At 36.0% G+C, this 25,302-nt stretch carries 30 protein-coding genes and 1 other RNA gene; 25 read left to right on the plus strand and 6 right to left on the minus strand.

Annotation, left to right across the window (positions count from 1 at the left end; all coding sequences use genetic code 11):
* Positions 1 to 28 precede the first annotated feature (28 nt).
* Entirely contained in the window at positions 29 to 910 is an 882-nt protein-coding gene (locus PSR14_RS08730; protein WP_000203301.1) for a YitT family protein, read from the minus strand.
* A 268-nt stretch (positions 911 to 1,178) separates the two neighbouring features.
* Between PSR14_RS08730 and PSR14_RS08735 the strand changes: the two genes are divergently transcribed.
* From PSR14_RS08735 to PSR14_RS08765, 7 genes are read left to right on the plus strand one after another with little or no spacing between them, the layout of a single operon-like run.
* Complete coding sequence (locus PSR14_RS08735) at positions 1,179 to 1,520, plus strand: nucleotide pyrophosphohydrolase (protein WP_001992677.1); 342 nt, start codon at positions 1,179 to 1,181, stop codon at positions 1,518 to 1,520.
* Positions 1,520 to 2,320, plus strand: coding sequence for a dihydrodipicolinate reductase (gene dapB, locus PSR14_RS08740; protein WP_000658821.1), 801 nt, complete (start codon positions 1,520 to 1,522; stop codon positions 2,318 to 2,320). Before PSR14_RS08735 ends, dapB begins: the two co-directional genes overlap by 1 nt.
* Positions 2,321 to 2,334: 14 nt before the next feature.
* Complete coding sequence (mgsA, locus tag PSR14_RS08745) at positions 2,335 to 2,730, plus strand: methylglyoxal synthase (RefSeq protein WP_000684755.1); 396 nt, start codon at positions 2,335 to 2,337, stop codon at positions 2,728 to 2,730.
* 11 nt (positions 2,731 to 2,741) lie between these two features.
* Complete coding sequence (bshB1, locus tag PSR14_RS08750; RefSeq protein ID WP_000015666.1) at positions 2,742 to 3,446, plus strand: bacillithiol biosynthesis deacetylase BshB1; 705 nt, start codon at positions 2,742 to 2,744, stop codon at positions 3,444 to 3,446.
* A complete protein-coding gene (gene bshA, locus PSR14_RS08755; RefSeq protein ID WP_000768296.1) occupies positions 3,443 to 4,588 on the plus strand; it encodes an N-acetyl-alpha-D-glucosaminyl L-malate synthase BshA in 1,146 nt (381 codons plus the stop codon). Before bshB1 ends, bshA begins: the two co-directional genes overlap by 4 nt.
* Positions 4,575 to 5,768, plus strand: coding sequence for a CCA tRNA nucleotidyltransferase (locus tag PSR14_RS08760; RefSeq protein WP_000439308.1), 1,194 nt, complete (start codon positions 4,575 to 4,577; stop codon positions 5,766 to 5,768). Before bshA ends, PSR14_RS08760 begins: the two co-directional genes overlap by 14 nt.
* The gene (locus PSR14_RS08765; RefSeq protein ID WP_001192048.1) at positions 5,753 to 6,733 is read left to right on the plus strand and encodes a biotin--[acetyl-CoA-carboxylase] ligase; all 981 of its coding nucleotides are present in this window, start codon (positions 5,753 to 5,755) and stop codon (positions 6,731 to 6,733) included. Before PSR14_RS08760 ends, PSR14_RS08765 begins: the two co-directional genes overlap by 16 nt.
* 100 nt (positions 6,734 to 6,833) lie before the next feature.
* Here PSR14_RS08765 and PSR14_RS08770 read toward each other — a convergent pair whose 3' ends face one another.
* Positions 6,834 to 7,223: a cupredoxin domain-containing protein gene (locus tag PSR14_RS08770; protein WP_000026412.1), complete on the minus strand. Its 390-nt coding sequence runs from the start codon at positions 7,221 to 7,223 to the stop codon at positions 6,834 to 6,836.
* Positions 7,224 to 7,629: 406 nt separating this feature from the next.
* Here PSR14_RS08770 and panB point away from each other — a divergent pair, with 406 nt between their 5' ends.
* The 10 genes from panB (at position 7,630) to PSR14_RS08820 (ending at position 16,796) form a co-directional block, all read left to right on the plus strand.
* On the plus strand, positions 7,630 to 8,466 hold the full coding sequence (panB, locus tag PSR14_RS08775) for a 3-methyl-2-oxobutanoate hydroxymethyltransferase (protein ID WP_000853114.1): 837 nt from the start codon (positions 7,630 to 7,632) through the stop codon (positions 8,464 to 8,466).
* Positions 8,466 to 9,314 (plus strand): pantoate--beta-alanine ligase, encoded by an 849-nt coding sequence (gene panC / locus PSR14_RS08780; RefSeq protein WP_000691778.1) that lies wholly within the window; start codon positions 8,466 to 8,468, stop codon positions 9,312 to 9,314. The genes panB and panC overlap by 1 nt, the downstream gene beginning before the upstream one ends.
* Positions 9,315 to 9,326: 12 nt before the next feature.
* Positions 9,327 to 9,710, plus strand: coding sequence for an aspartate 1-decarboxylase (panD, locus tag PSR14_RS08785; RefSeq protein ID WP_000490176.1), 384 nt, complete (start codon positions 9,327 to 9,329; stop codon positions 9,708 to 9,710).
* Between the two features lie 129 nt (positions 9,711 to 9,839).
* Complete coding sequence (gene dinG, locus PSR14_RS08790) at positions 9,840 to 12,644, plus strand: ATP-dependent DNA helicase DinG (protein WP_073541934.1); 2,805 nt, start codon at positions 9,840 to 9,842, stop codon at positions 12,642 to 12,644.
* 251 nt (positions 12,645 to 12,895) lie between these two features.
* Entirely contained in the window at positions 12,896 to 13,066 is a 171-nt protein-coding gene (locus PSR14_RS08795; protein ID WP_000358352.1) for a YpmA family protein, read from the plus strand.
* 7 nt (positions 13,067 to 13,073) lie between these two features.
* On the plus strand, positions 13,074 to 13,577 hold the full coding sequence (locus PSR14_RS08800) for a DUF5590 domain-containing protein (RefSeq protein ID WP_000758749.1): 504 nt from the start codon (positions 13,074 to 13,076) through the stop codon (positions 13,575 to 13,577).
* A gap of 18 nt (positions 13,578 to 13,595) precedes the next feature.
* Positions 13,596 to 14,783, plus strand: coding sequence for an aspartate transaminase AspB (gene aspB, locus PSR14_RS08805; RefSeq protein WP_000761548.1), 1,188 nt, complete (start codon positions 13,596 to 13,598; stop codon positions 14,781 to 14,783).
* 120 nt (positions 14,784 to 14,903) lie between these two features.
* The gene (dnaD, locus tag PSR14_RS08810) at positions 14,904 to 15,611 is read left to right on the plus strand and encodes a DNA replication protein DnaD (protein ID WP_000728540.1); all 708 of its coding nucleotides are present in this window, start codon (positions 14,904 to 14,906) and stop codon (positions 15,609 to 15,611) included.
* 15 nt (positions 15,612 to 15,626) lie between these two features.
* Positions 15,627 to 16,274: an endonuclease III gene (gene nth / locus PSR14_RS08815; RefSeq protein ID WP_000933025.1), complete on the plus strand. Its 648-nt coding sequence runs from the start codon at positions 15,627 to 15,629 to the stop codon at positions 16,272 to 16,274.
* 3 nt (positions 16,275 to 16,277) lie between these two features.
* Positions 16,278 to 16,796 (plus strand): YpoC family protein, encoded by a 519-nt coding sequence (locus tag PSR14_RS08820; protein ID WP_000442682.1) that lies wholly within the window; start codon positions 16,278 to 16,280, stop codon positions 16,794 to 16,796.
* 23 nt (positions 16,797 to 16,819) lie between these two features.
* On the opposite strand, the gene PSR14_RS08825 is transcribed toward PSR14_RS08820, so the two are convergent.
* Together PSR14_RS08825 and recU are read right to left on the minus strand one after the other, a co-directional pair.
* Positions 16,820 to 19,528, minus strand: a complete 2,709-nt coding sequence (locus tag PSR14_RS08825) for a PBP1A family penicillin-binding protein (RefSeq protein WP_001283134.1) — start codon at positions 19,526 to 19,528, stop codon at positions 16,820 to 16,822.
* A gap of 65 nt (positions 19,529 to 19,593) precedes the next feature.
* Positions 19,594 to 20,196, minus strand: coding sequence for a Holliday junction resolvase RecU (gene recU / locus PSR14_RS08830; protein ID WP_000155592.1), 603 nt, complete (start codon positions 20,194 to 20,196; stop codon positions 19,594 to 19,596).
* Positions 20,197 to 20,299: 103 nt separating this feature from the next.
* On the opposite strand from recU, the gene PSR14_RS08835 reads away from it, so the two are divergent.
* A complete protein-coding gene (locus tag PSR14_RS08835) occupies positions 20,300 to 21,325 on the plus strand; it encodes a DUF2515 domain-containing protein (protein WP_033688403.1) in 1,026 nt (341 codons plus the stop codon).
* 123 nt (positions 21,326 to 21,448) lie between these two features.
* Here the strand turns inward: PSR14_RS08835 and PSR14_RS08840 are convergent, their stop codons facing one another.
* A complete protein-coding gene (locus PSR14_RS08840; protein WP_001982922.1) occupies positions 21,449 to 21,625 on the minus strand; it encodes a hypothetical protein in 177 nt (58 codons plus the stop codon).
* 85 nt (positions 21,626 to 21,710) lie between these two features.
* Here PSR14_RS08840 and PSR14_RS08845 point away from each other — a divergent pair, with 85 nt between their 5' ends.
* Together PSR14_RS08845 and PSR14_RS08850 are read left to right on the plus strand one after the other, a co-directional pair.
* Complete coding sequence (locus PSR14_RS08845) at positions 21,711 to 21,953, plus strand: hypothetical protein (RefSeq protein ID WP_001252039.1); 243 nt, start codon at positions 21,711 to 21,713, stop codon at positions 21,951 to 21,953.
* A gap of 15 nt (positions 21,954 to 21,968) precedes the next feature.
* Entirely contained in the window at positions 21,969 to 22,313 is a 345-nt protein-coding gene (locus tag PSR14_RS08850; protein WP_000872959.1) for a YppE family protein, read from the plus strand.
* Positions 22,314 to 22,337: 24 nt separating this feature from the next.
* Here PSR14_RS08850 and PSR14_RS08855 read toward each other — a convergent pair whose 3' ends face one another.
* On the minus strand, positions 22,338 to 22,529 hold the full coding sequence (locus PSR14_RS08855) for a YppF family protein (protein ID WP_000242664.1): 192 nt from the start codon (positions 22,527 to 22,529) through the stop codon (positions 22,338 to 22,340).
* A 177-nt stretch (positions 22,530 to 22,706) separates the two neighbouring features.
* Here PSR14_RS08855 and PSR14_RS08860 point away from each other — a divergent pair, with 177 nt between their 5' ends.
* The 5 genes from PSR14_RS08860 (at position 22,707) to rnpB (ending at position 25,282) form a co-directional block, all read left to right on the plus strand.
* Entirely contained in the window at positions 22,707 to 23,177 is a 471-nt protein-coding gene (locus tag PSR14_RS08860; RefSeq protein ID WP_098487253.1) for a YppG family protein, read from the plus strand.
* 154 nt (positions 23,178 to 23,331) lie between these two features.
* Positions 23,332 to 23,757 (plus strand): CotD family spore coat protein, encoded by a 426-nt coding sequence (locus tag PSR14_RS08865; RefSeq protein WP_000546265.1) that lies wholly within the window; start codon positions 23,332 to 23,334, stop codon positions 23,755 to 23,757.
* Positions 23,758 to 23,813: 56 nt separating this feature from the next.
* Positions 23,814 to 24,368 carry a DUF1273 domain-containing protein gene (locus tag PSR14_RS08870; protein ID WP_000862920.1) on the plus strand — a complete coding sequence of 185 codons (555 nt, stop codon included), beginning with the start codon at positions 23,814 to 23,816 and terminating at the stop codon, positions 24,366 to 24,368.
* Positions 24,369 to 24,465: 97 nt separating this feature from the next.
* Positions 24,466 to 24,804: a cell division regulator GpsB gene (gene gpsB, locus PSR14_RS08875; RefSeq protein WP_000622430.1), complete on the plus strand. Its 339-nt coding sequence runs from the start codon at positions 24,466 to 24,468 to the stop codon at positions 24,802 to 24,804.
* Positions 24,805 to 24,891: 87 nt separating this feature from the next.
* Positions 24,892 to 25,282, plus strand: an RNA gene (gene rnpB / locus PSR14_RS08880) — RNase P RNA component class B.
* Positions 25,283 to 25,302 lie beyond the last annotated feature (20 nt).

Below are 25,302 nucleotides of genomic sequence, written 5' to 3' on the forward strand. Positions count from 1 at the left end.
AAAAGCTAAAAAGCTTTTCTAGTTGTGTTTATGTATGTAATGGGTTTTTATTTTCATCCAACGTAAAACCTTCACCAACTACATCATGTACGTCACTTACTGCAACAAATGCATGAGGATCTACAGAAGTAATAATATTTTTTAATTTCACGATTTCATTTTTAGCCACAACGCAATACAATACGTTCCGTTCCACTTTTGTATACGATCCAACAGCTTTTAAAAAGGTCGCTCCGCGCTCCATCTCAGATAAAATTTTAGCAGCAATTTCATCGTTTTTATCGGAGATAATAGTTGCTCCTTTTGCTGCATAGGCTCCTTCTTGCATAAAATCAATGACTTTCGCCCCGATAAAAACAGCAACTAACGTATACATACCCTCGCGATATGATAAATAGGTAAGGATAGAGACGATAATGACGATAGCATCAAACATAAACATCGTTTTCCCCATACTCCAGCCAACATATTTATGAGCGAGTCTCGCAATAATATCTACACCGCCAGTAGTTCCGCCGTATTTAAATATGATCCCAAGACCGATACCAATAAATGCCCCAGCAAATAAAGCTGCGAGTGTCATATCATTTTGTAAGTTTACATGTAAGTTGAGAACTTCGTAACGCTGAAAAATCCATAGAAATAAAGATACGCTAAAGGTGCCGATTAGTGTATATATAAATGTCGCTCTTCCAAGTAACTTCCAACCAATAAAAAATATAGGGATATTTAAAATTAAGTTTGAATAAGAAGGGTCAAACTTAAATAGAAAATACAATAATAGTGTAATACCGGTAAATCCACCTTCTGCAAGGTGATTTTCAATATTGATATTCACAATACCGAAAGAAAAAATAGCGGAACCGATTAAAATAAAAATGATATTTCGAATCTTCAAATTTGATGTCATATAGAAATCCCCCTAATTATGTAAATGGCATTGCTCCGCTGAAACGGTAAAACATAATGATAAGTAATTTCTAGTTGCTAGTGAAAATAGTGAAGGCTATAAAAATCGATTGGTTCTGGTTGATTTTTTGCCAAAAACGCAAAAGAAGTTTCACTTTATTATAATCTTTCCCAAAAAGGGTCGCAAATAGGTGTTTGGCGGGGAATAATATTTGTCAAATCGCGATGAATTGGCTAACATGAAAGAGGAAGGATTAGAGGTGAATTGTATGGAAGCGAAAACGATGAAGGATATGCAGAAAGAAGTTGATGCATATATTGGTCAGTTTAAAGAAGGTTATTTCAGTCCACTTGCAATGATGGCTCGTTTAACGGAAGAAATGGGGGAGCTTGCAAGAGAGGTGAATCATTATTATGGTGAGAAACCGAAGAAAACAACTGAAACAGAACGTAGTATTGAAGAAGAGCTTGGAGATGTATTATTTGTTATGATTTGTATGGCAAATAGTTTAAATATTGATTTAGAAACAGCACATAACATTGTAATGAATAAATTTAATACTCGCGATAAAGATCGCTGGACACGTATTGATGAGGGAGAGAAAGAATAATGAAAGAAATTAAAGTAATTATCGCTGGACCAAGAGGACGTATGGGACATGAAGCAGTTCTTCTTATGGGAAGAACGGAACATTTTAATTTAGTAGCAGCAGTGGATTATAAGCATGGTGGAGAGAAAATCTCTGATTTACCGGGAATGCCAGCGCTAGATGCACCTATTTACGCAGATTTACATACTTGTTTAGAGGAAGTAGAAGCAGATGTGTTGTTAGATTTAACAACGCCAGAAGTTGGGAAACAACACGTTACACTAGCAGTTGAGCGTGGACTTCGTTCTGTTATTGGTACAACTGGATTTACAGAAGAAGAGCTAAAACAATTAACCGAGACTGCGAAAGAAAAAGCAGTAGGAACAATTATCGCTCCAAACTTTGCAATTGGTGCAGTTCTTATGATGAAATTCTCACAAATGGCAGCGAAATACTTCCAAGATGTTGAAGTAATTGAATTGCATCATGATCAAAAACTAGATGCACCATCTGGTACAGCGGTAAAAACAGTAGAATTAATCCGTCGAAATCGTGAATCAAAGCAGCAAGGTCATCCAAATGAAGTAGAGCAACTAGAAGGGGCTCGTGGTGCAAATGTAGACGGCATTCATATTCATAGTGTACGTTTACCAGGACTTATTGCACACCAAGAAGTAATGTTTGGTGGAGACGGACAAATGTTAACAGTTCGTCATGATTCATTCAATCGTGCATCATTTATGTCTGGTGTAAAACTATCAATTGAGACAGTAATGAATCTAGATCATCTTGTGTACGGTTTAGAAAATATTATCGACTAAAGGGGAGACAACGGATGAAAATTGCCTTAATCGCACATGACAAAAAGAAAGACGACATGGTTTCGTTTGCATACGCATATAAACCAATTTTTGAACAACATGAATTATTTGCAACAGGAACGACAGGACTTCGTATTATGGAAGCGACCGGCTTAGTTGTAACAAGATATCAATCTGGTCCTCTTGGCGGCGATCAAGAAATTGGTGCAATGATTGCAAAAAATGATTTAGACATGGTAATTTTCTTCCGCGATCCATTAACAGCACAACCGCATGAACCGGATGTGAATGCATTGCTTCGTTTATGTGATGTATATGCAATTCCACTTGCGACGAATATGGCAAGTGCTGAAATGTTAATGCACGCATTAGAGCGAGGAGATTTAGATTACCGCAAGTTAAGAAAATGAGGGGAACAATTATGAGTGGATTACATATATTAGCGTTTGGTGCCCATGCCGATGATGTTGAAATCGGCATGGCGGGTACCATTGCTAAATATACGAAGCAAGGGTATGAAGTAGGTATTTGTGATTTAACAGAAGCTGATCTTTCTTCTAACGGAACGATAGAGTTAAGAAAAGAAGAAGCGAAGGCGGCAGCTCGTATAATGGGAGTAAAAACGAGACTAAATTTAGCGATGCCAGACCGTGGTTTGTATATGAAAGAAGAGTATATACGTGAAATTGTAAAGGTAATTCGTACATATAAACCAAAACTAGTTTTTGCGCCGTATTATGAAGATCGTCATCCAGATCATGCAAATTGTGCAAAACTTGTGGAAGAAGCTATTTTTTCAGCGGGAATTCGCAAATATATGCCAGAGGTTCCACCACATCGTGTGGAGTCTTTTTATCATTATATGATTAATGGTTTTCATAAACCGAATTTTTGTATAGATATTAGTGAATACGTATCGCAAAAGGTGGAAGCATTAGAAGCGTATGAAAGTCAGTTTTCAACAGGGAGTGATGGTGTGAAAACGCCGTTAACAGAAGGTTACGTTGAAACTGTAGTCGCCCGTGAGAAAATGTTTGGAAAAGAAGTTGGAGTTTTATATGCCGAAGGGTTTATGAGTAAGAAACCGGTTTTATTACATGCTGATTTAATAGGGGGATGTAAATGAAATTAAAAATAGGTATTACATGTTATCCTTCTGTAGGTGGTTCTGGAGTTGTTGGAACAGAATTAGGAAAGCAATTAGCGGAACGCGGGCATGAAATTCATTTTATTACATCGGGTTTACCATTCCGGTTAAATAAAGTGTATCCAAACATTTATTTTCATGAAGTGACGGTAAATCAATACTCTGTATTTCAATATCCACCATACGATTTAGCGTTAGCGAGTAAAATGGCAGAGGTTGCACAAAGAGAAAACCTAGACATTTTACATGTGCATTACGCAATACCACATGCCATTTGTGCTTATTTAGCAAAACAAATGATTGGAGAGCGTATTAAAATTGTTACAACCTTGCATGGAACAGATATTACTGTGTTAGGATCCGACCCTTCGCTAAATAATTTAATTCGTTTTGGTATTGAGCAATCTGATGTTGTGACGGCTGTCTCGCATTCATTAATTAACGAAACGCATGAGCTTGTAAAACCAAATAAAGACATTCAAACGGTATATAACTTTATAGACGAACGTGTATATTTCAAACGTGATATGACCCAATTAAAGAAAGAATACGGTATAAGTGAGAGTGAAAAGATACTCATTCACATTTCAAACTTCCGTAAAGTGAAACGTGTGCAAGATGTTGTGCAGGCATTTGCTAAAATTGTTACAGAAGTAGATGCGAAGTTGCTTCTTGTTGGAGATGGACCAGAATTTTGCACGATTTTACAGTTGGTGAAAAATTTACATATTGAAGATCGCGTCTTATTCTTAGGGAAGCAAGATAATGTTGCAGAACTACTTGCGATGAGTGATTTAATGTTGCTTTTATCAGAGAAGGAGAGTTTTGGTCTTGTTTTATTAGAAGCGATGGCGTGTGGTGTACCTTGTATCGGAACAAGGGTTGGAGGTATTCCAGAAGTCATTCAACATGGTGATACAGGATATTTATGTGAAGTTGGCGATACAACAGGAGTGGCAGATCAAGCCATTCAGCTATTAAAGGATGAAGAACTTCACCGTAATATGGGAGAGCGAGCAAGAGAAAGTGTTTACGAGCAGTTTCGCTCTGAAAAAATCGTCTCACAATATGAAACGATTTACTATGATGTACTAAGGGATGACAAAAATGGAAAGATTTAAAAAAGCTAGTTCTATTATTGAGACTTTAAAGCAACAAGGGCATGAGGCTTACTTTGTCGGTGGAAGCGTAAGAGACCTTATTATCGATAGGCCGATTGGAGATATTGATATTGCGACATCTGCTTTACCAGAAGAAGTGATGGCTATATTTCCAAGACATGTTCCTGTTGGTCTTGAACATGGAACTGTAATTGTCGTAGAAAATGGTGAGCCTTATGAGGTAACCACTTTTCGAACAGAGAGTGAATATGAAGACTTTCGAAGACCTAGTAGTGTTCAATTTGTTCGTTCATTAGAAGAGGATTTAAAACGTCGTGATTTCACAATGAATGCAATTGCAATGACAGAAGAAGGAAAAATGGTTGATTTATTTGCTGGACAGGAAGCGATTCAAAAGAGAGAAATTGTGACAGTGGGAAATGCTGCGGATCGGTTTCAAGAAGATGCCCTGCGAATGATGCGTGGTATTCGGTTCGTAAGTACGTTAGGTTTTTCTTTAGAGACGAAAACGAAGCAAGCAATTGAAACATATGGACATTTGCTGGAACATATAGCAATTGAGAGAATTACAGTGGAGTTTGAAAAACTGTTAACTGGCACATATTGTGTGAAGGCTCTCAAAGAATTAGTAGAAACGAAACTATTTTCTCATCTACCATATTTACAGATGTCAGAAGAGAAATTGTTAAAAGCTACGCAGTATAAATGGGATTCTTTTGAAGCAGACATTGAGGCGTGGGCGTTTTTCTTATATTGTATTGGAGAAGAACATCCAGCTGTCTTTTTACGTCAATGGAAGTTTTCGAATAAAAAAATAAAAGATATCGTCGCAGTTTTATTAACAATCCGTAAGAGAAAGGAGAAGGATTGGGATACAGTTCTTCTTTATAAAACGGGAATTCATATAGCTGAAATGGCAGAAAGAGTATATGAAGCGATGATTGAAAGCTATGATCATACAGCTGTTAACCGGGTACAAACGTTGTTTCAAGCATTGCCAATTAAGAGTCGACAAGAGATGAATGTGACTGGGAATGATTTGTTAAACTGGGCAAATAAAAAGCCAGGTCCGTGGGTTGCTGAAATGATTCAAAAAATTGAAGAAGCAATTGTACAAGGAAACGTAGTAAATGAGAAAGAGTGTATAAGGGAGTGGCTACAAGAATGCAATCTACTATAAGAAAGCAGTTATTGCAAGTTTTTTCGGAAGCGGATGGCGAGTTTGTATCTGGTCAAACGATTAGTGATAAACTTGGTTGCTCAAGAACTGCTGTGTGGAAACATATGGAGGACCTTCGGAATGAGGGATATGAACTTGAAGCTGTGCGTCGATTAGGTTATCGAATTGCAAGTAAGCCAGACAAAGTGACTGCGAATGAAATACAGTTAGGGTTACAAACGAAACATATTGGTAGAACAGTGTATTTTGAAGAGTCCGTTGAATCGACGCAACATATTGCAGCAAAGCTTGCTTATGAAGGTGCAGAAGAAGGAACAATTGTTGTGGCAGAAGAACAAACAGCGGGTAGAGGTCGTTTAAGCAGAAAATGGCATTCACCAAAAGGAACAGGAATTTGGATGAGTATTATTTTACGCCCATCAATCCCGGTTCAACATGCACCACAACTTACTTTGTTAGCCGCTGTTAGCGTTGCGCAAGCAATTGAAAAGTGCACAGGTGTAAACGTAGGAATAAAATGGCCGAATGATATTTTAATTCAAGGGAAAAAGGCTGTAGGAATATTAACAGAAATGCAAGCTGATCCTGATAAAATTAATGCTGTCATTATGGGTATTGGTATTAATGCGAATCAAAAGCAAGAACATTTTGATGAGGAAATTCAGCATATTGCTACTTCTTTAGCGATTGAATCTGGTAAGCCAATTGTTCGTGCGGAGCTTATGCAACAAATCTTTTTACAACTAGAAAAATTATATGAAGAGTATTTACAAAATGGTTTCTCTGTCATTAAAATTCTTTGGGAAAGTTACGCTGTAAGCATCGGGAAAGAAATTAACGCTCGAACGATGAGAGAGACAATTACAGGGATAGCAAAAGGAATTACAGAGGATGGTGTATTGCTCCTAGAAGACCATGAAGGAAAAGTACATCATATTCATTCTGCGGATATCGAAATTAAGTAAAAGAAGTTCCTCTTTTGGAACTTCTTTTTTATTTCCATATTAATAAAATCTTTTAATATTTAAGTTTTATTTTAAAAGATCGTCCAGTTGAGTTTGCTTCTTATTTGACGATTACTTTACCTTCCATTCCTTTGAGGAGATGGTATCGACATATTAATTCATATGTACCGGCACTGTTAGGTTTCACGGTAATGTTTTTTTCTTTTCCTGACTCGACGACGACATCAATACCGAGTTTTTTGATTGTAAAGGTATGCTCACTCTTACCTTTATTTTTCAACAGTAATGTTGTTGATTCGTTAATTGGAATCGTGATGACGTTTGGATTAAAGTAATCATCGTTTAGCTCAACTTCAATCACTTTCGCAGACGCAATAGGTTGTGCCAAGTTGTTAACTGAGGCAAATACATTGAGGGAATTTAAAGTTGTTATTACCACAAGCATCACAAGAAAACCGATGAATCGAAATAACCATTTGTTTATAGACATTCGCAATTCTCCTTTTGTAAGTATATCTCCTCAATTAACCTGCATCATTATTTTATGAGTTATACCATGTATTTAAAAAGTTTATCTTTCTATGATTGAATCGTTCACTTATAAATTTCACATACCGTAATAAGAATAAAAATTATTTTTTCAAAAAAATGTAGTAATTCCTTTTTGGAGTTTGCTATAATTAGTTCGAATGTGGGCAGTATCAGAGCGAACTGCACTATGATTCGAAGCAATACGAAAAATAATAACTTGGATTCTGCCTTGATCCAATAACGGACTGGGACAGAGGGATGAATAATGCCGACTAACACACAACCCTTCTGCCCTTTTATGGCCAGAGGGGTTTTTTATATGATTTCGGCCATCTCCTCTCTCCTGTATAAAGGAGGAGTAGTTTTTGAAAACAAAAACAGATTTTTTGAAAATGAAAGAGCAAGGTGAGCCGATTACAATGCTAACGGCGTATGATTATCCATCTGCTAAGTTAGCAGAAGAAGCGGAAGTTGATATGATTTTAGTTGGAGATTCCCTTGGGATGGTTGTGCTCGGCTATGATTCAACAGTACCTGTAACAGTAGAGGATATGATTCATCATACGAAAGCTGTACGCCGAGGAGCGAAAGAGACGTTTATTGTAACTGATATGCCATTTATGTCGTATCATGTGTCGCCTCAAGATACGATGGTGAATGCACGCCGCATCGTTCAAGAGAGTGGTGCTCATGCACTGAAGGTAGAAGGTGCAGGAGAAGTGATATCAACTATTCATTACTTGACGAGTGCGGGAATTCCTGTCGTGGCACACTTAGGCTTAACTCCTCAATCTGTAGGAGTGTTAGGTGGCTATAAAGTACAAGGAAAAGATGCTGAAAGTGCAAAAAAATTAATAGAAGATGCGAAGAGATGTGAGGAAGCTGGTGCGATAGCACTTGTATTAGAATGTGTGCCAATGCAGCTAGCAGAATTTATTTCGAAGCAACTAACAATTCCAACGATTGGAATTGGAGCAGGACAAAAAGTGGATGGGCAAGTACTCGTTTATCATGATCTTATCTCATATGGCGTAAATCGTGTTCCGAAATTTGTGAAGCAATATACGTCTGTTCAAGAGGAGATTGTGCGAGGGATTTCACAATACGTAACTGAAGTAAAGACAGGTCAATTTCCGGAAGAAAAACATTCATTCACAATGAAAGAGGAAGAATGTTTAGCGTTATACGGAGGAAAACAATAATGAAAATCATAAATACAGTGCAAGAGATGCAGCAAATTACAAACGAACTACGTGCAAGTGGAAAAAGTATTGGTTTTGTCCCAACGATGGGTTATTTACATGAAGGTCATGCGACTTTATTACGTAAGGCAAGAGAAGAAAATGAAATTGTAGTTTTAAGCGTGTTTGTTAATCCGCTACAGTTTGGACCAAATGAAGATTTAGATCGATACCCTCGTGATATTGATAGAGATGAAAATGTAGCAAAAGAAAACGGTGTAGATTATTTATTTTATCCGAGCGTAGAAGAAATGTATCCAGCAGAACAAACGACAACGGTAGAAGTTGTGAAGCGTACCGATGTGTTATGCGGAAAACAAAGACCTGGTCATTTCGCTGGTGTTGCGATTGTACTAATGAAACTATTTAATATTACATTGCCAACACGTGCTTATTTCGGTATGAAAGATGCACAGCAAGTTGCTGTCATTGAAGGATTTGTCGCTGATTTTAATATTCCGGTTACAATCGTACCGGTGGATATTGTAAGGGAAGAAGATGGATTAGCCAAAAGTTCTCGTAACGTGTATTTATCACCAGAAGAGCGTGAAGAGGCTCCTCATTTATACCGCAGTCTATGTATAGCGAAAGAAAGAATTGAGACAGGAGAACGTAATGCAGAAATCATTACAACTCTTGTGAAGGAGTATATTGAGACATATACGAAAGGCACTGTAGATTATGCTGATTTATATGCGTATCCTTCACTACAAGTAGTGGATAAAATTGAAGGACGAATCATTTTAGCAATTGCAGTTAAATTTGACAATGTACGATTAATTGACAATATAACATTAACGGTTAAATAAGGGGGAGCATCTATGTTTCGCACAATGATGAGAGCGAAGCTACATCGCGCAACAGTAACAGAAGCAAATTTAAATTATGTAGGTAGTATTACAATTGATGAAGATTTAATGGATGCAGTAAATATTGTAGAAAACGAAAAAGTCCAAATTGTAAATAATAATAATGGTGCTCGCTTAGAGACATATGTTATTAAAGGAGAACGTGGTAGCGGTGTTGTTTGTTTGAATGGTGCAGCTGCAAGGCTTGTACAGCCAGGAGATAAAGTTATTATTATTTGCTACGGTTTAGTGGCAGAAGAAAATATTCATAAACAAGAGCCGAAAATTGCAGTATTAGACGATGATAATCAAATTATTGAAATGTTAGGTGCTGAAAAAGCGGGTACGATATTATAAGTAAGAAGGCTATCTCTATTATGGAGATAGCCTTTTTTGTGCATCTTTTCATTAAGATGAGATAAAACGTGGTATAGTAACATTATATAATTTTCTGTTTGATAGGTAAGAAATTGAGGTGTTACATATATGAGTAAGCGTTATGTCGTTGTGGATTTAGAGACGACAGGGAACTCCTGGAAGGATGGGAAAGATAAAATTACCCAAATTGCAGCTGTTGTAGTGGAAGATGGAGAGATATTAGAGATTTTTTCATCTTTTATTAATCCGAAGAGAGAGATTCCACCATTTATTACAGAGTTAACAGGGATTGATGAGAGTATGGTTAAGCAAGCCCCGTTATTTGAAGATGTAGCCCCAATGGTTGTTGAGCTATTACAAGGTGCAGCTTTCGTTGCACATAACGTTCACTTTGATTGGAATTTTTTAACGGAAGAATTAAGGCAGGCTGGATATACAGAAATACATTGTCCAAAAGTTGATACAGTTGAGTTGGCGCAAATTCTTTTGCCAACGGCTGATAGTTATAAATTACGTGATTTAGCTAAACAACACGAATTAGAGCATGATCAACCGCATCGTGCGGATAGTGATGCTCTTGCAACAGCGGAATTGTTTTTACAATTTTTAAATGAAATTGAGAAGTTACCCCTTGTCACCTTGCAATCGCTTTATGAATTGAGTGATGTGTTTCAAAGTGATATAGCGGATGTGCTTTCTGAAAATATTTTAAAGAAAATGATGCATGGTAAAAAAGGAGCAGAGGGATATGAAGTGTATCGAAATATTGCCCTTCGAAAACGGAATTATTCTTTAAACTTAAGTGAAACATGTGCATTTAAATTTGATGCTTTCTTGCATAAGACAATTGATAAACTTGAGTCGAATATGCCAAAGTTTGAAAAAAGAGAAAGCCAACAGAGTATGATGAAGGAAATATATACAGCGCTAAGAGATTCTAGGTTTTCACTAATTGAAGCAGGAACAGGAACAGGAAAGACTCTTGCATATTTGCTTCCAAGTATTTATTTTGCAAAGAAAAAAGAAGAACCTGTCATCATAAGTACCCAAACTGTACAACTGCAGCAACAAATACTAGAAAAAGAAATTCCATTATTACAGAAAATAATGCCATTTTCATTTGAAGTAGCTCTTCTGAAAGGAAGAAAGCATTATCTTTGTCTACATAAATTTGAATATGCTTTGCAAGAAGAAGAGAAGAATTATGATATGGCGCTCACGAAGGCAAAAATTTTAGTGTGGTTATTGCAAACGGAAACGGGCGATCGTGATGAATTAAATATTCCTGAGGGCGGAAAGTTACTTTGGAACCGGATTTGTAGTGATGTACATAGTCCGAGTGGGATGCAAAGCAACTGGTTTAGTCGTTGTTTTTATCAACGAGCAAAGAATAGAGCATTATTTGCAGATATCGTTATTACAAATCATGCGTTATTATTTCAAGATTTTTCAAGTGAAGAACCACTGTTTGCTTCATGTGAGCATATTATTTTTGATGAGGCTCATCATATCGAGGAAGCAGCGAGTAGAACATTAGGTGAACAGTTCTCCTGTATGTATTTCCAGCTAGTTTTATCTCGTCTTGGTACGCTAGAAACAGATGATGTACTTTCTAAAGTATATAAAATGATGAAAAAATCAGAGCAAGCCTCCCGTTCTACTTTTCGCATGGTAAGTCATAGTTTGAAGGAATTGAAATTTGATGCGGATGAGCTATTCCAAATGTTACGTGCATTCATCTTTAAACAAACAAAGCAGGAACAAGGGATCAGCAATATGCCACTCATTTATCGATATAACACGGAAGTAGAGAAAGGTAAGTTATGGGATAGTATTACCGAGTTAACAAATCGCTTTGTATATGATGTAAGAAAATTACTCTCTACACTTGAGAAGCAAGTTGATATATTGCAAAGTAAATTAGAATGGGAAATGCATGTTGTTACAGGTGAATTTATGCATTTAATTGAGTTGTTGAGAAAGATGGCGCAATCTTTACAAGTACTCATTTTAGAAAAAAATTCATATGTGACATGGATGGAAACTGAAACGAAGGGAACCATTCATTCAACTGTTTTATATGGGCAACCTGTTCATATTGGTGAAAGATTTGCTGATGAATTTTTAACAGAGAAAAAGAGTGTTATTTTCACATCAGCAACGCTAACAGTAAACGATTCATTTGACTATATAAAAGAAGAGCTAGGCTTACATGATTTTGCTCCAAATACATTACAGGTCCCATCACCATTCCATTTTGAAGAACAGATGAAATTAATGGTTTCAACGGATGTGCCCTTTATTAAGCAAGCAAGTAATGAAGAATATATTGAATCTGTGTCGGCTCATATTGCAAAAATAGCGAAAGCTACAGAAGGTAGAATGCTTGTTTTGTTCACTTCGTATGAAATGTTGAAAGAAGCATATACGAATTTGAAAAATGATGAGGAATTAGAAGGCTATTTATTATTAACGCAAAGTGTGAATAATAAGAGCAGAAGTCGTCTCATTCGTAAGTTTCAAGAGTTCGATAAATCAATTTTATTAGGAACAAGTAGTTTTTGGGAAGGGATAGATATACCTGGAGATGCCCTTAGTTGTCTTGTTATTGTCCGTCTTCCCTTTACGCCTCCTCATCAACCGATGATGGAAGCAAAAGGAGAGTGGTTAAAAAATCAAGGAGAGGACGTATTCGCTAAGTTAGCACTCCCGCAAGCAATACTGCGTTTCAAACAAGGATTTGGTCGTCTTATTAGAACAAGTACAGATACCGGAACGGTGTTTGTACTAGATCGTCGTTTGACAAGCGCTTCCTATGGAAAACGTTTTTTACAATCAATTCCAACTGTTCCGCTTTATGAAGGCCCTCTAGAAGAATTGTTAGAACAATTAAAGGAACGGCCAATTGAATAAAATTGGAAGGAAAAATACGCCTGAAGTGCATGTAAACTTCAGGCGTAAAAAATGTGGGTAGGAGGAATTTTATTTTTCTTACTTCTTGTATACAAAATGTATCGGTTTTCGACTTGAAACCTTTTTTTGCTGTACATGTCCTGCTATAATAGATGGGTGATGAAGCAGGGGTTGTAAAGAATGTACTCTTATTGTAACCGCATTGCGTTCTTCTATAATTAGAAATTTTTGTGTAACGGAGGAGTTTTTTCATGGATAAGAAAATCGAAGTCCTATCAACGACGCGTATTAAATATTCGTCTGACTTGTATAAAATCGTTGATAGTTTGAATCGTACGTTAAAAGAGCAGGACCTCATGTTCGGATTGGCATTAGACGAAAAAGATAAAGAAACAGCTGTATTTACGATTTACAGAACGTAGTGATACAATGAAAAAGTGGATCTTTGCAATCGTTATCGTAATCGTTGCTAGCGGAATATATGGGGCGTATGTTTATAATAAAGCAATGGAAAAGAAAATCCCTAAAGAGGCAAAATCTGTAGAAATTGCAAAAGAAAAAGCAAAGCTTGTAAAAGTAAAATCTGTGGATTATTATAACGGAGAATCTTCATATACTGTCGTACAAGGTACAGATGAAAAAGGAGAACAACTTATCGTTTGGGTGCCTGAGAAAAAAGGGGAAACTATAGTAAGGAAAAAGAGTGAAGGTATTTCTGAAAAAGAGGCTTTACAAAGAACGATTGAACAAGTCGGAGATGACAGTAAAGAGCACAAAAGTAAGCCTAAAGAAATTTTAAAAATAAAATTAGGCTTTGAAAACAATATACCATTATGGGAAGTTACATATATTGATGATGAAAATCGTTATAGTTATTACTATCTTGCATTTAAAGATGGGCAGTTTTTACGACGATACAGCATTGAAAAATAGATGTAGGGGGAACTACAAATGAAATTAGCAAAGCGAGTAGCTGCTTTAACACCATCTGCAACTTTAGAAATTACAGCAAAGGCACAAGCATTAAAAGCAGAAGGTCATGATGTAATTGGATTAGGGGCAGGAGAACCTGACTTTAATACGCCAGAACATATTATGGATGCTGCACATAAAGCGATGTTAGAAGGACATACGAAATATACACCAACAGGTGGGTTACAAGCGTTAAAACAAGAAATTGTGAAGAAGTTTACTCGTGATCAAGGAATTGCGTATGATCCGTCTGAAATTATTGTATGTAACGGCGCAAAGCATGCATTATATACATTATTCCAAGTACTACTTGATGAAGGTGATGAAGTTATCATCCCTACGCCATACTGGGTAAGTTATCCGGAACAAGTAAAGCTTGCTGGTGGTAAGCCAGTTTATGTAGAAGGCCTTGAAGATAATGAATACAAAATTACAGCGAAGCAGCTGCGTGAGGCAATTACAGAGAAAACGAAAGCAGTTATTATTAATTCACCGAGCAATCCAACAGGAATGATTTACAGCAAAGAAGAATTACAACAGCTTGGAGAAGTATGTTTAGAACACAATATTTTAATCGTTTCAGATGAAATTTATGAGAAATTAATTTATGGTGGAGCAGAATATACTTCGGTTGCCCAGCTTTCTAATGCATTAAAAGAACAAACACTTATTATTAATGGTGTATCTAAATCTCATTCTATGACAGGATGGCGTATTGGATATGCAGCAGGAAATAAGCAGCTTATTAAAGCGATGACGAACTTAGCGAGTCATAGTACGTCAAACCCTACTTCAATCGCTCAATACGGCGCAATCGCGGCATATGCAGGCTCACAAGAACCTGTAGAAACAATGCGTCAAGCATTTGAAGAGAGATTAAACATTATTTATGATAAATTAATTCAAATCCCTGGCTTTACTTGCATTAAACCACAAGGTGCATTTTACTTATTCCCTAATGTAAAAGAAGCAGTAGCTTTATCAGGATACGAAACTGTTGATGATTGGGCAAAAGCTCTATTAGAAGAGGAAAAAGTAGCTCTTGTACCAGGTACAGGATTTGGTGCTCCAAATAACGTTCGTTTATCATATGCGACATCTCTTGAACAAGTGGAGAAAGCATTAGAACGTATTCACACGTTTATGAAAAGTAAAGTGCAAGCTTAATTGTATATTTTATTAATGTAATACAAAAACCTTCCTACATAATAGGGAGGTTTTTTTGACGAATTGTGGCAAAAAGAAATAGCGAAAGGTGTGTTATACTAGAGAGCGAGGTGTTTGGTGATGAAAAAGAAAATGATGTTACAGTGGTTTGAGCAGGGAAGCATTGCAATTCCAAAATTACTTATGATGCATTATAAAAAATTAGGGTTAAATGAAACAGAATTTATGGTTGTACTTCATGTACATACATTTTTAGAATCGGGCAATTCATTTCCGACTCCGTCAGAGATTTCAGAACGGATGACGATTACCGAAATGAAATGTATGGAAGTAATTCAGGCATTGATTCAAAAAGGTTTTTTATCACTAGAAGGTGGACAAAAATCAGAAGCGATGATGTGTGAAAGTTATTCTTTACAACCGCTATGGGAAAAAATATTGCATTTCTTAATGAATGAATCAATAGAGGAAGAACAAAAAGAAATAAAGCAATTGCAAGTAAATTTATATACAGTATTTGAAAAAGAATTTGGAAGACCACTTTCTCCATTTGAATGTGAAACGTTGGGAATGTGGGAAGATCAAGATCAACATCATCCGAATTTAATTCAAGCGGCCCTCAGGGAAGCTGTAATGAGTGGTAAGCTTAATTTCCGATATATTGATCGTATTTTATTTGAATGGAAAAAGAATGGTATTAAAACAGTAGATCAAGCCCAAAACCAAGGACGGAAATTTAGAGCAAATCAACAACGAACGCAGCAAACGACAAAACAAGAGACGAAATTTACTGGAAAAGTGCCTTTTTATAATTGGTTGGAGCAGTAATGTAGGAGGAAGTATATGTTAAATAAAACGCAAATTCGCTATTGTTTAGACACAATGGCGGATATGTACCCAGAAGCACATTGTGAATTAATTCATGATAATCCATTTGAACTAGTAATCGCGGTAGCATTATCTGCACAATGTACAGATGCACTTGTAAATAAAGTGACGAAAAATTTATTTCAAAAATATAAAACACCAGAAGATTATTTAAGTGTTTCGCTAGAAGAATTACAACAAGATATACGTTCTATTGGTTTGTATAGAAATAAAGCAAAAAACATTCAAAAATTGTGCAGAATGTTATTAGATGATTACAATGGGGAAGTGCCGAAAGATCGAGATGAGCTTACGAAGTTACCAGGTGTAGGTCGGAAAACAGCAAACGTAGTTGTTTCGGTAGCGTTTGGTATTCCGGCAATTGCTGTTGATACGCATGTAGAGAGAGTGAGTAAACGGTTAGCGATTTGTAGATGGAAAGATTCGGTGTTAGAAGTAGAAAAGACATTAATGAAGAAAATTCCGATGGATGAATGGAGCGTTACACATCACCGTATGATTTTCTTTGGACGTTATCACTGTAAAGCGCAGCGACCACAATGTGAAGAGTGCCCTTTACTAGAAGTATGCCGAGAAGGAAAGAAGCGAATGAAGGGGAAATAAAGGATGGAGCGAGTGATAGAAATACCGAGAGAATTTCGGTGCTTACCATTTTTTAAAGAAAGTATAAATTCGATTGCGTATTATACAGAACAGTCATTTGAAGAAACAATACAAAAGACTTATTTTATATATGATATGGAAAGACAATATGAGCCGTGGAATGAAATTGAAAACAGTATTCCGGTAATGTTGAATGTATGGAAAAATAAGCATGAGGACATTGCTACTTTATTTCGAAACAGAAAGAAACAAGAAGCTGAAGGTCCGATGATTCTTTTTGCAGCACATTTATTATCAATTGTATATTGGCTAAATGAGCAACCTGTTCATAGTTTGAATAAAATAGAAGATTTTACGAGTGAATTGGAAGTGCAACCAGTTAATTTTATAGAGCGATATTCGTTCATTATAAAGAAACCGAATAATTATCATTCTTATATTCAGTTAGCGCAGTTGTATATTGAAATAGAAAAACTATATGTAAAGAAAATGATAACAAAAAAGAAGTCCTATTCTCGTTAAGAGAAAGGACTTCTTTTTTTGTATTAAGACTCTGTTGTAACAACATTTCCGTCTGCGTGAGGTGTATCTTCGCCGGTATTTTGTTGTTGTTGTTGTTCTTGTTGTTTCTTAGCTTCTTCTTCAGCTTTTTTTCTAGCTTCCTCTTCAGCTTTCTTTTGAGCCTCTTCTTGCTGTTTACGTTGTTGTTCTTGTTGTTTTTTAGCTTCTTCTTCAGCTTTTTTTCTAGCTTCCTCTTCAGCTTTCTTTTGAGCTTCTTCTTGTTGTTTACGTTGTTGTTCTTGTTGTTTCTGAGCTTCTTCTTCAGCTTTTTTAGTAGCTTCTTCTTGTTTTAATTTGTCTTCATTGGCCTTTTTCTGAGCTTCCTCATCAGCTTTTTTCTTAGCTTCTTCTTCAGCCTTCTTCTTAGCAGCCTCATCTTCAGCTTTCTTCGCGTCTGGAGTTCCTCCAGGCGCAGTGAAGGATGCACCAACGGCAGGGCTTGTTCCAGTACCTTTTTTCGCTACTACAGAGAAGCTGTAAGTAACGCCTGGTTTAATACCACCAAGAGTAGCTGTCGTACCTTTTATTGATAAACTACCACTTGAACCGTCAGTCGCTTTATAGCTTGCGGCATACGCATCAACTTCTGCTGGTCCAGACCAGTTTAGTGTAACTGTGCTAGCGCCATCGAAAGTGACATTAAGACCACTAGGTGCATCTACTTTAATTTGTTTCACTGCATCCTTTTTAGCGCCTTTTACGTACAATTCACCATTTAATTCTTGTACAGAAGAAGGGCGTTCGAAACGAGTTTTATCTGTAGCGAATTTACTCATCATTACTTGGAACATTTGCTGTGCAATTCTAGTATAACGATCACTAATGTAGTTTTCTGGGCCATTTTTTTCGTACCCAGTCCATACTGCCATTGTATATTGCGGTGTATATCCAGCGAACCAGCTATCTCTGTTTGCATCAGCTGGAATACCATATTCTTTTATAACGTCTGCATCAAAGTTTTGTGTTCCTGTTTTACCGGCAACATCAACACCTGAAACGTATGCTGTTGGACCCGTACCACCAGAACCAGGTTTTACTACGTCACGAAGAACGTCAGTCACCATGTAAGCTGTGTAGTCTTGCATCGCACGTTGTTCTTTCGGTTTAAAACTTTTCTTTTTCCCATCTGGGAAAATAACTTCTTTTACGAAGTGCGGTTTATTGTAGTTCCCACCGTTACCAAAGGCTGCATATGCACCTGCTACTTGTAATGGAGAACTATCGTTACTACCAATTGCTGTTGATTCATATGTTTTGCCGTCTTTAAATGTCATACCTAAACCTTCAGCAAACGCTTGTGACTTAGGAAGACCAACCGCTTGAGCTGTCTTTAAAGCGGGAATGTTTAATGATTTTTTCAAAGCTTCACGTAGTGAAACGTCACCTTTGTAACTATTTGTTGCATTTCGTATTTTTTTACCATCGGAATACGTATATTCTGAGTCATTTAATTGATGGTATGTAGACCATTGTAAATTCTCAATTGCTGGACCGTAGTCGAAAATTGGTTTCATTGTTGAACCAACTTGGCGTTTTAAATCAGTGGCCATATTATGACCTTTGAAAGTAGACTTACTTTCTTTACGCCCAGCTCCAATTGCTCGAACTTCTCCAGATTGTGTATCCATAAATACGAATGATCCTTGGAATTGATCGTTCGGATACTTAATAAGATTGCCATCCATAATTTTATCAGCATAATCTTGCGCATCTTGATCAAGTGTTGTATGAATCGTTAAACCATCTGAACCGATATTTACATCGGGATATTCTTTTTCAACTTCTTTTACAACAGCATCTAAAAATGCTTGATACTTCATCTCCGTTACTTCTGAAGATGGTTGAAGACCTTCAGTTACAGGGATTTTCGTTGCGTTATCCATCTCAGCTTTTGTTATATAACCATGTCGATTCATTAATGATAATACGACGTTTCGACGTTGTGTAGCTCTTTCAACGTTGTCTTTTTTTGTAGGATCATAAATATTAGGACCTTGGGGTAAACCTGCAAGCATTGCAGCTTCATGTAACTGTAAGTCTTTTAAATCTTTGTCATAATATTTTTTTGCTGCTGTTGCAATACCGTACGAACGGTTACCTAAGTTAATCTTATTTAAATACATTTCTAAAATTTCATGTTTAGAGTATTGTTGCTCTAATTTGTAAGATAGGTACCATTCTTGCACTTTTCTCTTTGCAGTTTTGTCCATCGTTAGAAAATAGTTTTTGACTACTTGTTGTGTAATCGTACTACCACCTTGAGATCCGAATCCCCCAGTGACATTTTCCATAACTGCTTTTGTAGTTCGTTTAAAATCAATTCCATTATGATCATAGAAACGTGAATCCTCAGTTGCAAGGAATGCATTTTCAACTACTTTTGGAATTTGATCATACGTAACGTGGGTTCGTTTTTCAGCACCGTATTCATAGAAAAAGTTCCCGTTCTTATCAAGAAACTTTGTTGATAAAGGGTTGACAAGTTTTGATTTGTCTAATTTTGGAGCATCCTTCACCATAACAAAGAAAGCGGACACGCCAGCTACAAGACCAACGATACCAAGAAGTAGACAACCTATAAGGAATTTTTTAAAAAAGGAGCCTTTTTTCTTTGGTTTTTTCTCTGTATTTGTTTCTTGCTTTTGATTTTTTACATGATTTCGTTCTGTACGAGAACGATAATTATCTGACATTATACTTTCTCCTACCTTTCATTCTCTCCCCAAAAGTCGAAAAAAGAGCCTTAGTGATGACTCTATCACGAAAAATAAACCGTGTCTAGTACACGGATATAATCAATCCGAGGGTGATAACCGCATGATAATAAGGATCCATGCTCTTCTATTTCTTCTTTCGTAATCGATTTTCTTCCACCTGTATTTTGACGATTCCAAAATGCAATAATATGTTTTGCATCTAATAAATAAAGTTCATCAAAAAGTGTAAATTTAATAATAACAAATGCAATTCCATTATGAGCGATTACTTGCTTCATATGCTCAATTTGATGAAGGTGGAAGTTTTGAAGTGGAAAACTCGTTTTATTTTTTGTTTCTTTCGCTTCAAAATCGATGTATTTCCCTTTATATACACCGTTGTAATCTGTTGTAGAAGGTTGTTTAAAATACGCTTCTTTTACCACTGCAGCACTTCGAGCGGGGTAATCCACTTTTACAATTTGAAGAGGTGTAGGTTTTTTATGTACGCATGCAATATTATGGGTTAAGTAATATTCATTTGTTTCATTCAATTCCTCTTCAAGGGACATACCTCTATTACTGTAAGTATGTTTTTTAATTGGTGTTTTATGAGGTTGTGAAGCTTGATTGTACCGTTTTCCATTTGGGTAACGAATGGTCATAGTGTGTCCACTCCCAACTTGCTAAGAATTACTTACAAAGGTGATTATAACAAAAAATGAAAAAAGATGTGACCTTTTTGCAGAAAGGTATGATGACTTATTCATGTTTACATGGAATGATTATGAAAAAATTAAACAATATCGTAAAAATACGGTCTGTACAGAGAAAGAAAAAACAATGGTTTACAACATGAAGAGGGAAATAGAAATAGCTAATATGGACAACATTTCTCGAACAGAGTGTTATCAAGAATATTATGTAAGAAATAGTGAGATTAGGTGGGCTTTTTTAGCAAGTATGGTCTCAAGAAATGCAGGATGGAATATGACTGATTTAGAAGGGAGATATTATGCTACTGTTTTACCTCAAACAGTAAAAAAACATTTGTTTTTAACTTACGAAGAAGCAAATTGGATTATTTTTTTAGATGCATTTCCTCAGCTGTTGTTATACGAAGAAAGTAAGAGGAGGCAGATCCCACTATTCCATTTGTTACAATATTTTAACGTATCCATTTTTATGGAAAAAGAATGGATATATTTTTGGGAGAAAAAAGATATAAATAGACTTATGACAGCGCTTATTATAAATGAACAAAATAAAATTCAAAAACCAGTTATTGAGAATGCATACTTTAAAAAACATGTATTCCATACAGCCCTTTTTAAATTACAAGAAATGCTTCATATTAGTGCCGTTATATTCCCAACCGTTGAAGGGAAGGTGTATGGTTTTTCAGTTTATCAATTTGAAACGTTACAGAAGCGTATAGAACTAGGAAAGAAATTAGCAGCGTTACTGTTCCATCCGAATTACAAAAGTTTATTCCATAGATTTGCATCGCAAACGATACACACAGGATCAAGAACAGATTATGAATGTTATGTAAGTGAAGCTAGAAAATCTTGTACACCAGCTCTTAGAGAAGTTTATCCTGCTGTTGCACATGATGAAATAAGTATGAGAGATTGGTTTTGTAGAGATACGGAAATAAATGAACTATTTTTACGAGAAGAGTATACGGGTGAAGTTGATATAACAGAATGGTATAAAAGAAAGAGGGAGCAAATCTATATTGCTTCCACCGTAAATCGTTTTGTTAAAAGGATGGATGAGTTCGTGATATAATAAAAAAGAAGTCCCGTCTTCATAAATGAAGACGGGACTTCTTAATGTGAAGTAACCCTACTATGCGTGGTAAACATTTAATCTCAAAACGTAATGAATATAAGAGATTAAAGAAGTTTCACTTTATGTAGCAGGGAAGTTTGGACCATCTAATTTTGGATTGCCAGTTTCGGGTTTATTTTGTTTATTTTGTTTTTTCTTTTTTTCGTTTTTGTTCTTTGCCATTTTCATGCACCTCCTTTTTGTATTGTTACCATTTCTATAAATGACATACAAAATGATTTCTTTGACGAATAACAACTAGTTTTGTCATGTGGGCAGGAGTGAAGAATCATTCGGCGAAATTACATGACAAAGGAAAAGCAAAGAAGGAGGCGTTTTGTATATGGCGATGGTTCAGAAGGAAGATGTAATGAAAACAATGGATCAAATGTTAAGTTCTCTCGATTTGCTGGAAATGAATATAGGGATTAGAATGAATCATGCATTAAAGGATAAGAGTGAAAAAATATGCAACAAGATAGAAATAACAGAAATGCATATTGAGCATATGGAAAATAAATTAGTGCATCACGAAGAAAAAGGGAATTGGGTGAAGGCATTTCAAAACGTCGTAGTGAGTGCATAATAAGGTGGGAATAAAATGAAGTATGAGGCATTAATACAGTCTTCGGAAAAACTTATGCAACATAATAATGAAGCAAATGTGAAAAAAAGAGAAATGATTGAATACGATTTTTATAAGGATATGAAACCGTTTGTAGATATGGTAGATGAGGAATTAAAAGTGTGGAAAGAATTAGCTTATGAATGGATTAAGGAAGAAAAACCGAAGTATATACATGTTCAGCAAATTGATCAAGTGTACGATAATTTACAAACAAATGTGTTGCAATGCTTTGTAAATAAAGGTAAAGGTAAGCGATTCTTTGAAACGCATCAAGCCATTTCGTATACTTTGCAAAATATAATTGAGCAATGTAAGTAACAAGAGGGAAAACCCTCTTGTTTTTTATGCTTCTGTCACTGTTGTAGGTTTTGTTGCCCCGTTTATTTCTAGTTCTTTTATTACTGTTCGGTAATCTGAAATACATATTTTCCCTTCGAGATACCAATGTCTCGCAAAGTCTAACAATTCATTTACATTCTCTGTGTAATACCCCTTTTTTTGAGAAAACGCTTGTTTTAAATCCCCTAATACCATGTTGATTCCTCCCCCATGAGAATCTTCTTCTTTTTTATCATAGCATGGAAGGGTTTTCTTTTATAATTTTTTAAAAATTTAAACTTCCGACAAAAATAGACAGATACTCCGTCACACAAATTATTTTACAAGTACATATTATATATGTAGAAACTTATGTGAAGGAGGAGAGAATGCATGTTTCAACAATCTAACGTATATCAGCAATCTAATCCATATGCACAGCAAAATATGTACCAATATAATGCGGATACATATTTACGTTATAATATGTATCCTTTCGAGCCTCATTATGGAAATCAAAATTATTACCAGCCATTTGAAGTATCGTTTATGAATCAACCGCAGCAACCGTATATGAATCAACAACCGCAACCTTATATAAATTCACAATACTATATGCCACCACCATCTCCCTATGGCAATCAACAAGCGATGTTTTATCCACCAAAACAACCGTATCCGACACAAAATAAACAAAAGCAACAGCAGCAACCAAGTCAATTTTCTAGTTTTGTTTCCCAATTTAAAAATTCAGATGGTAACTATGATGTAAATAAAATGATGAATACAGCTGGACAAATGATGAATGCGATGAATCAAGTGACAGGTATTGTAAAGCAAGTGGGAGGCTTTTTTGGTAAGTAATGTCGAAGGTTTGTCTATAAAAAGCATTGGATAGAAAATCAAAGACTAGACAAATTTCCTTAGAATAAATGGGTATATATAACAAGCGGCTTACCCTCTTTTCTCATACTGTAAAGTGTAATCAGATTTTTTTATGAGAGAGGAGAGAAAAACTATGCATCATTGTCATCCTTGCTTTGGAGGGCATAAGCCTACAGGACCTATTTGTACAACTGCTCCTGTCATTCATCCGACGAAACAATGCGTAACACATTCTTTTTCAACAACGGTGGTGCCACACATTTTCCCGACGCATACAACACATGTACATCATCAACAAATTAAAAACCAAAACTTCTTCCCGCAAACAAATTCAAATGTAAATGTTGTGGACCCAATCGATCCAGGATTCGGCGGATGTGGACCATGTGGCCATGGTCATCATCACCACCACCACGGCCATCAAATATCCCCATTCGGACCAGGACCGAATGTATCGCCGTTTGGACCAGGACCAAATGTATCACCATTTTTACCAAACAATGTATCACCAGTAGGTCCGAATATTGGACCAAACGTTGGTGGAATATTTAAAAAGTAAATGATATGTTAGAACTAGCGAAATGCTAGTTCTTTTTTTGTAATTGGAGTGTTGATATGAAAGTTATTGCAGTAACAGGCTATAAGCCCTTTGAACTTGGAATATTTAAAAATGATCATCCAGGAGTAGAATGTATAAAAAAGGCGTTGCGTCGTAAATTAATTGCTTTTGTAGAAGATGGTTTAGAGTGGGTTATAATAAGTGGCCAGTTAGGTGTAGAATTATGGGCTGCTGAAGTTGTTTTTGAAATACAAGTAGAATATCCAGATTTAAAATTAGCGGTATTTACTCCATTTTTAGAACAAGAAGAAGGTTGGAAGGAAGATAACCGTGAATATTACGAATTTATTCTCTCTCAAGCAGACCATGTTGATAGTATCACAAAACGAAAGTACGAAAGCCCAGAGCAATTTAAATTAAAAAATCAATTTTTTATTGAAAAAAGTGATGCACTTTTAGCTGTATATGATGAAGAAAAACCAGGGAGTCCTAAATATATTGTAGAAGCGGCAAAGAAAAAAGGAGAAATAGAAAATTATCACAGTTATTTCATTCTTTTTTCCGATTTACAAGATATAATAGAAGAGGAACAGTGGAATAATGCTGAGTAATATGTAATATAGTACTCGTATATATGATTGACAAAAAGCATTGTTTCTGAAAAAATTTAGTTAATGAAAGTTTTGGCAAAAATTTGAGGTGAAGAAAATGATTTCGGATAAAATTAAATTAACGGCAAAAGATATTTTAGAAAAAGAATTTAAAACAGGTATGAGAGGTTATCAACAAGAAGAAGTAGACAAGTTTCTTGATATGATCATTAAAGATTACGAAGCTTTTCACAAGGAATTTGAGCAATTAAAGCAACAAAATGCTCGTTTAAAGCGTGAACTAGAAGAACAAAAGCTAGCAGCAACGCAAGTTCCACAACAACCAGTTGTACAAACACCAGTTGCACAACCAGTATATAACAACACGAATACGGACATTTTAAAACGTCTATCGAATTTAGAAAAAGCTGTATTTGGAAGTAAGTTATACGAATAATTTCTGGTGATAAAAAGGTTACAGCATTTTACATAGAAAAAAACATTGCAAAATCTTTTTGTTTCCACTATACTAATGGATGTCATAACGTTTGGGTAATCGCTGCAACGCCAACGTTGTAGAGGAAAGTCCATGCTCGCACGGCCTGAGATGGCTGTAGTGTTCGTGCCTAGCCAATTCATAAGCTAGGGTATTCTGGCTGTAAGGCTGGTTTAACGGCAGGGAAAAAACCTAAGTCCTTTCGGATATGGTTTGACTACCTTTAAAGTGCCACAGTGACGAAGTCCTTGAAGAAATGATAGGAGTGGAACGAGGTAAACCCCACGAGCGAGAAACCCAAATAATGGTAGGGGAATCTTTTCCAAGGAAATGAACGATGGGAAAGGACAGGTTGTATAACCTGTAGATAGATGATTGCCACCGGAGTACGAGGCGTGGGCCGTTTGCAGTACAAAGGAACAGAACATGGCTTACAGAACGTTATGAACCAACTATGAA

The sequence above is a fragment of the Bacillus sp. A01H genome, from assembly GCF_045277205.1.
In the GTDB taxonomy this organism is placed as follows: Bacteria; Bacillota; Bacilli; order Bacillales; family Bacillaceae_G; genus Bacillus_A; species Bacillus_A paranthracis.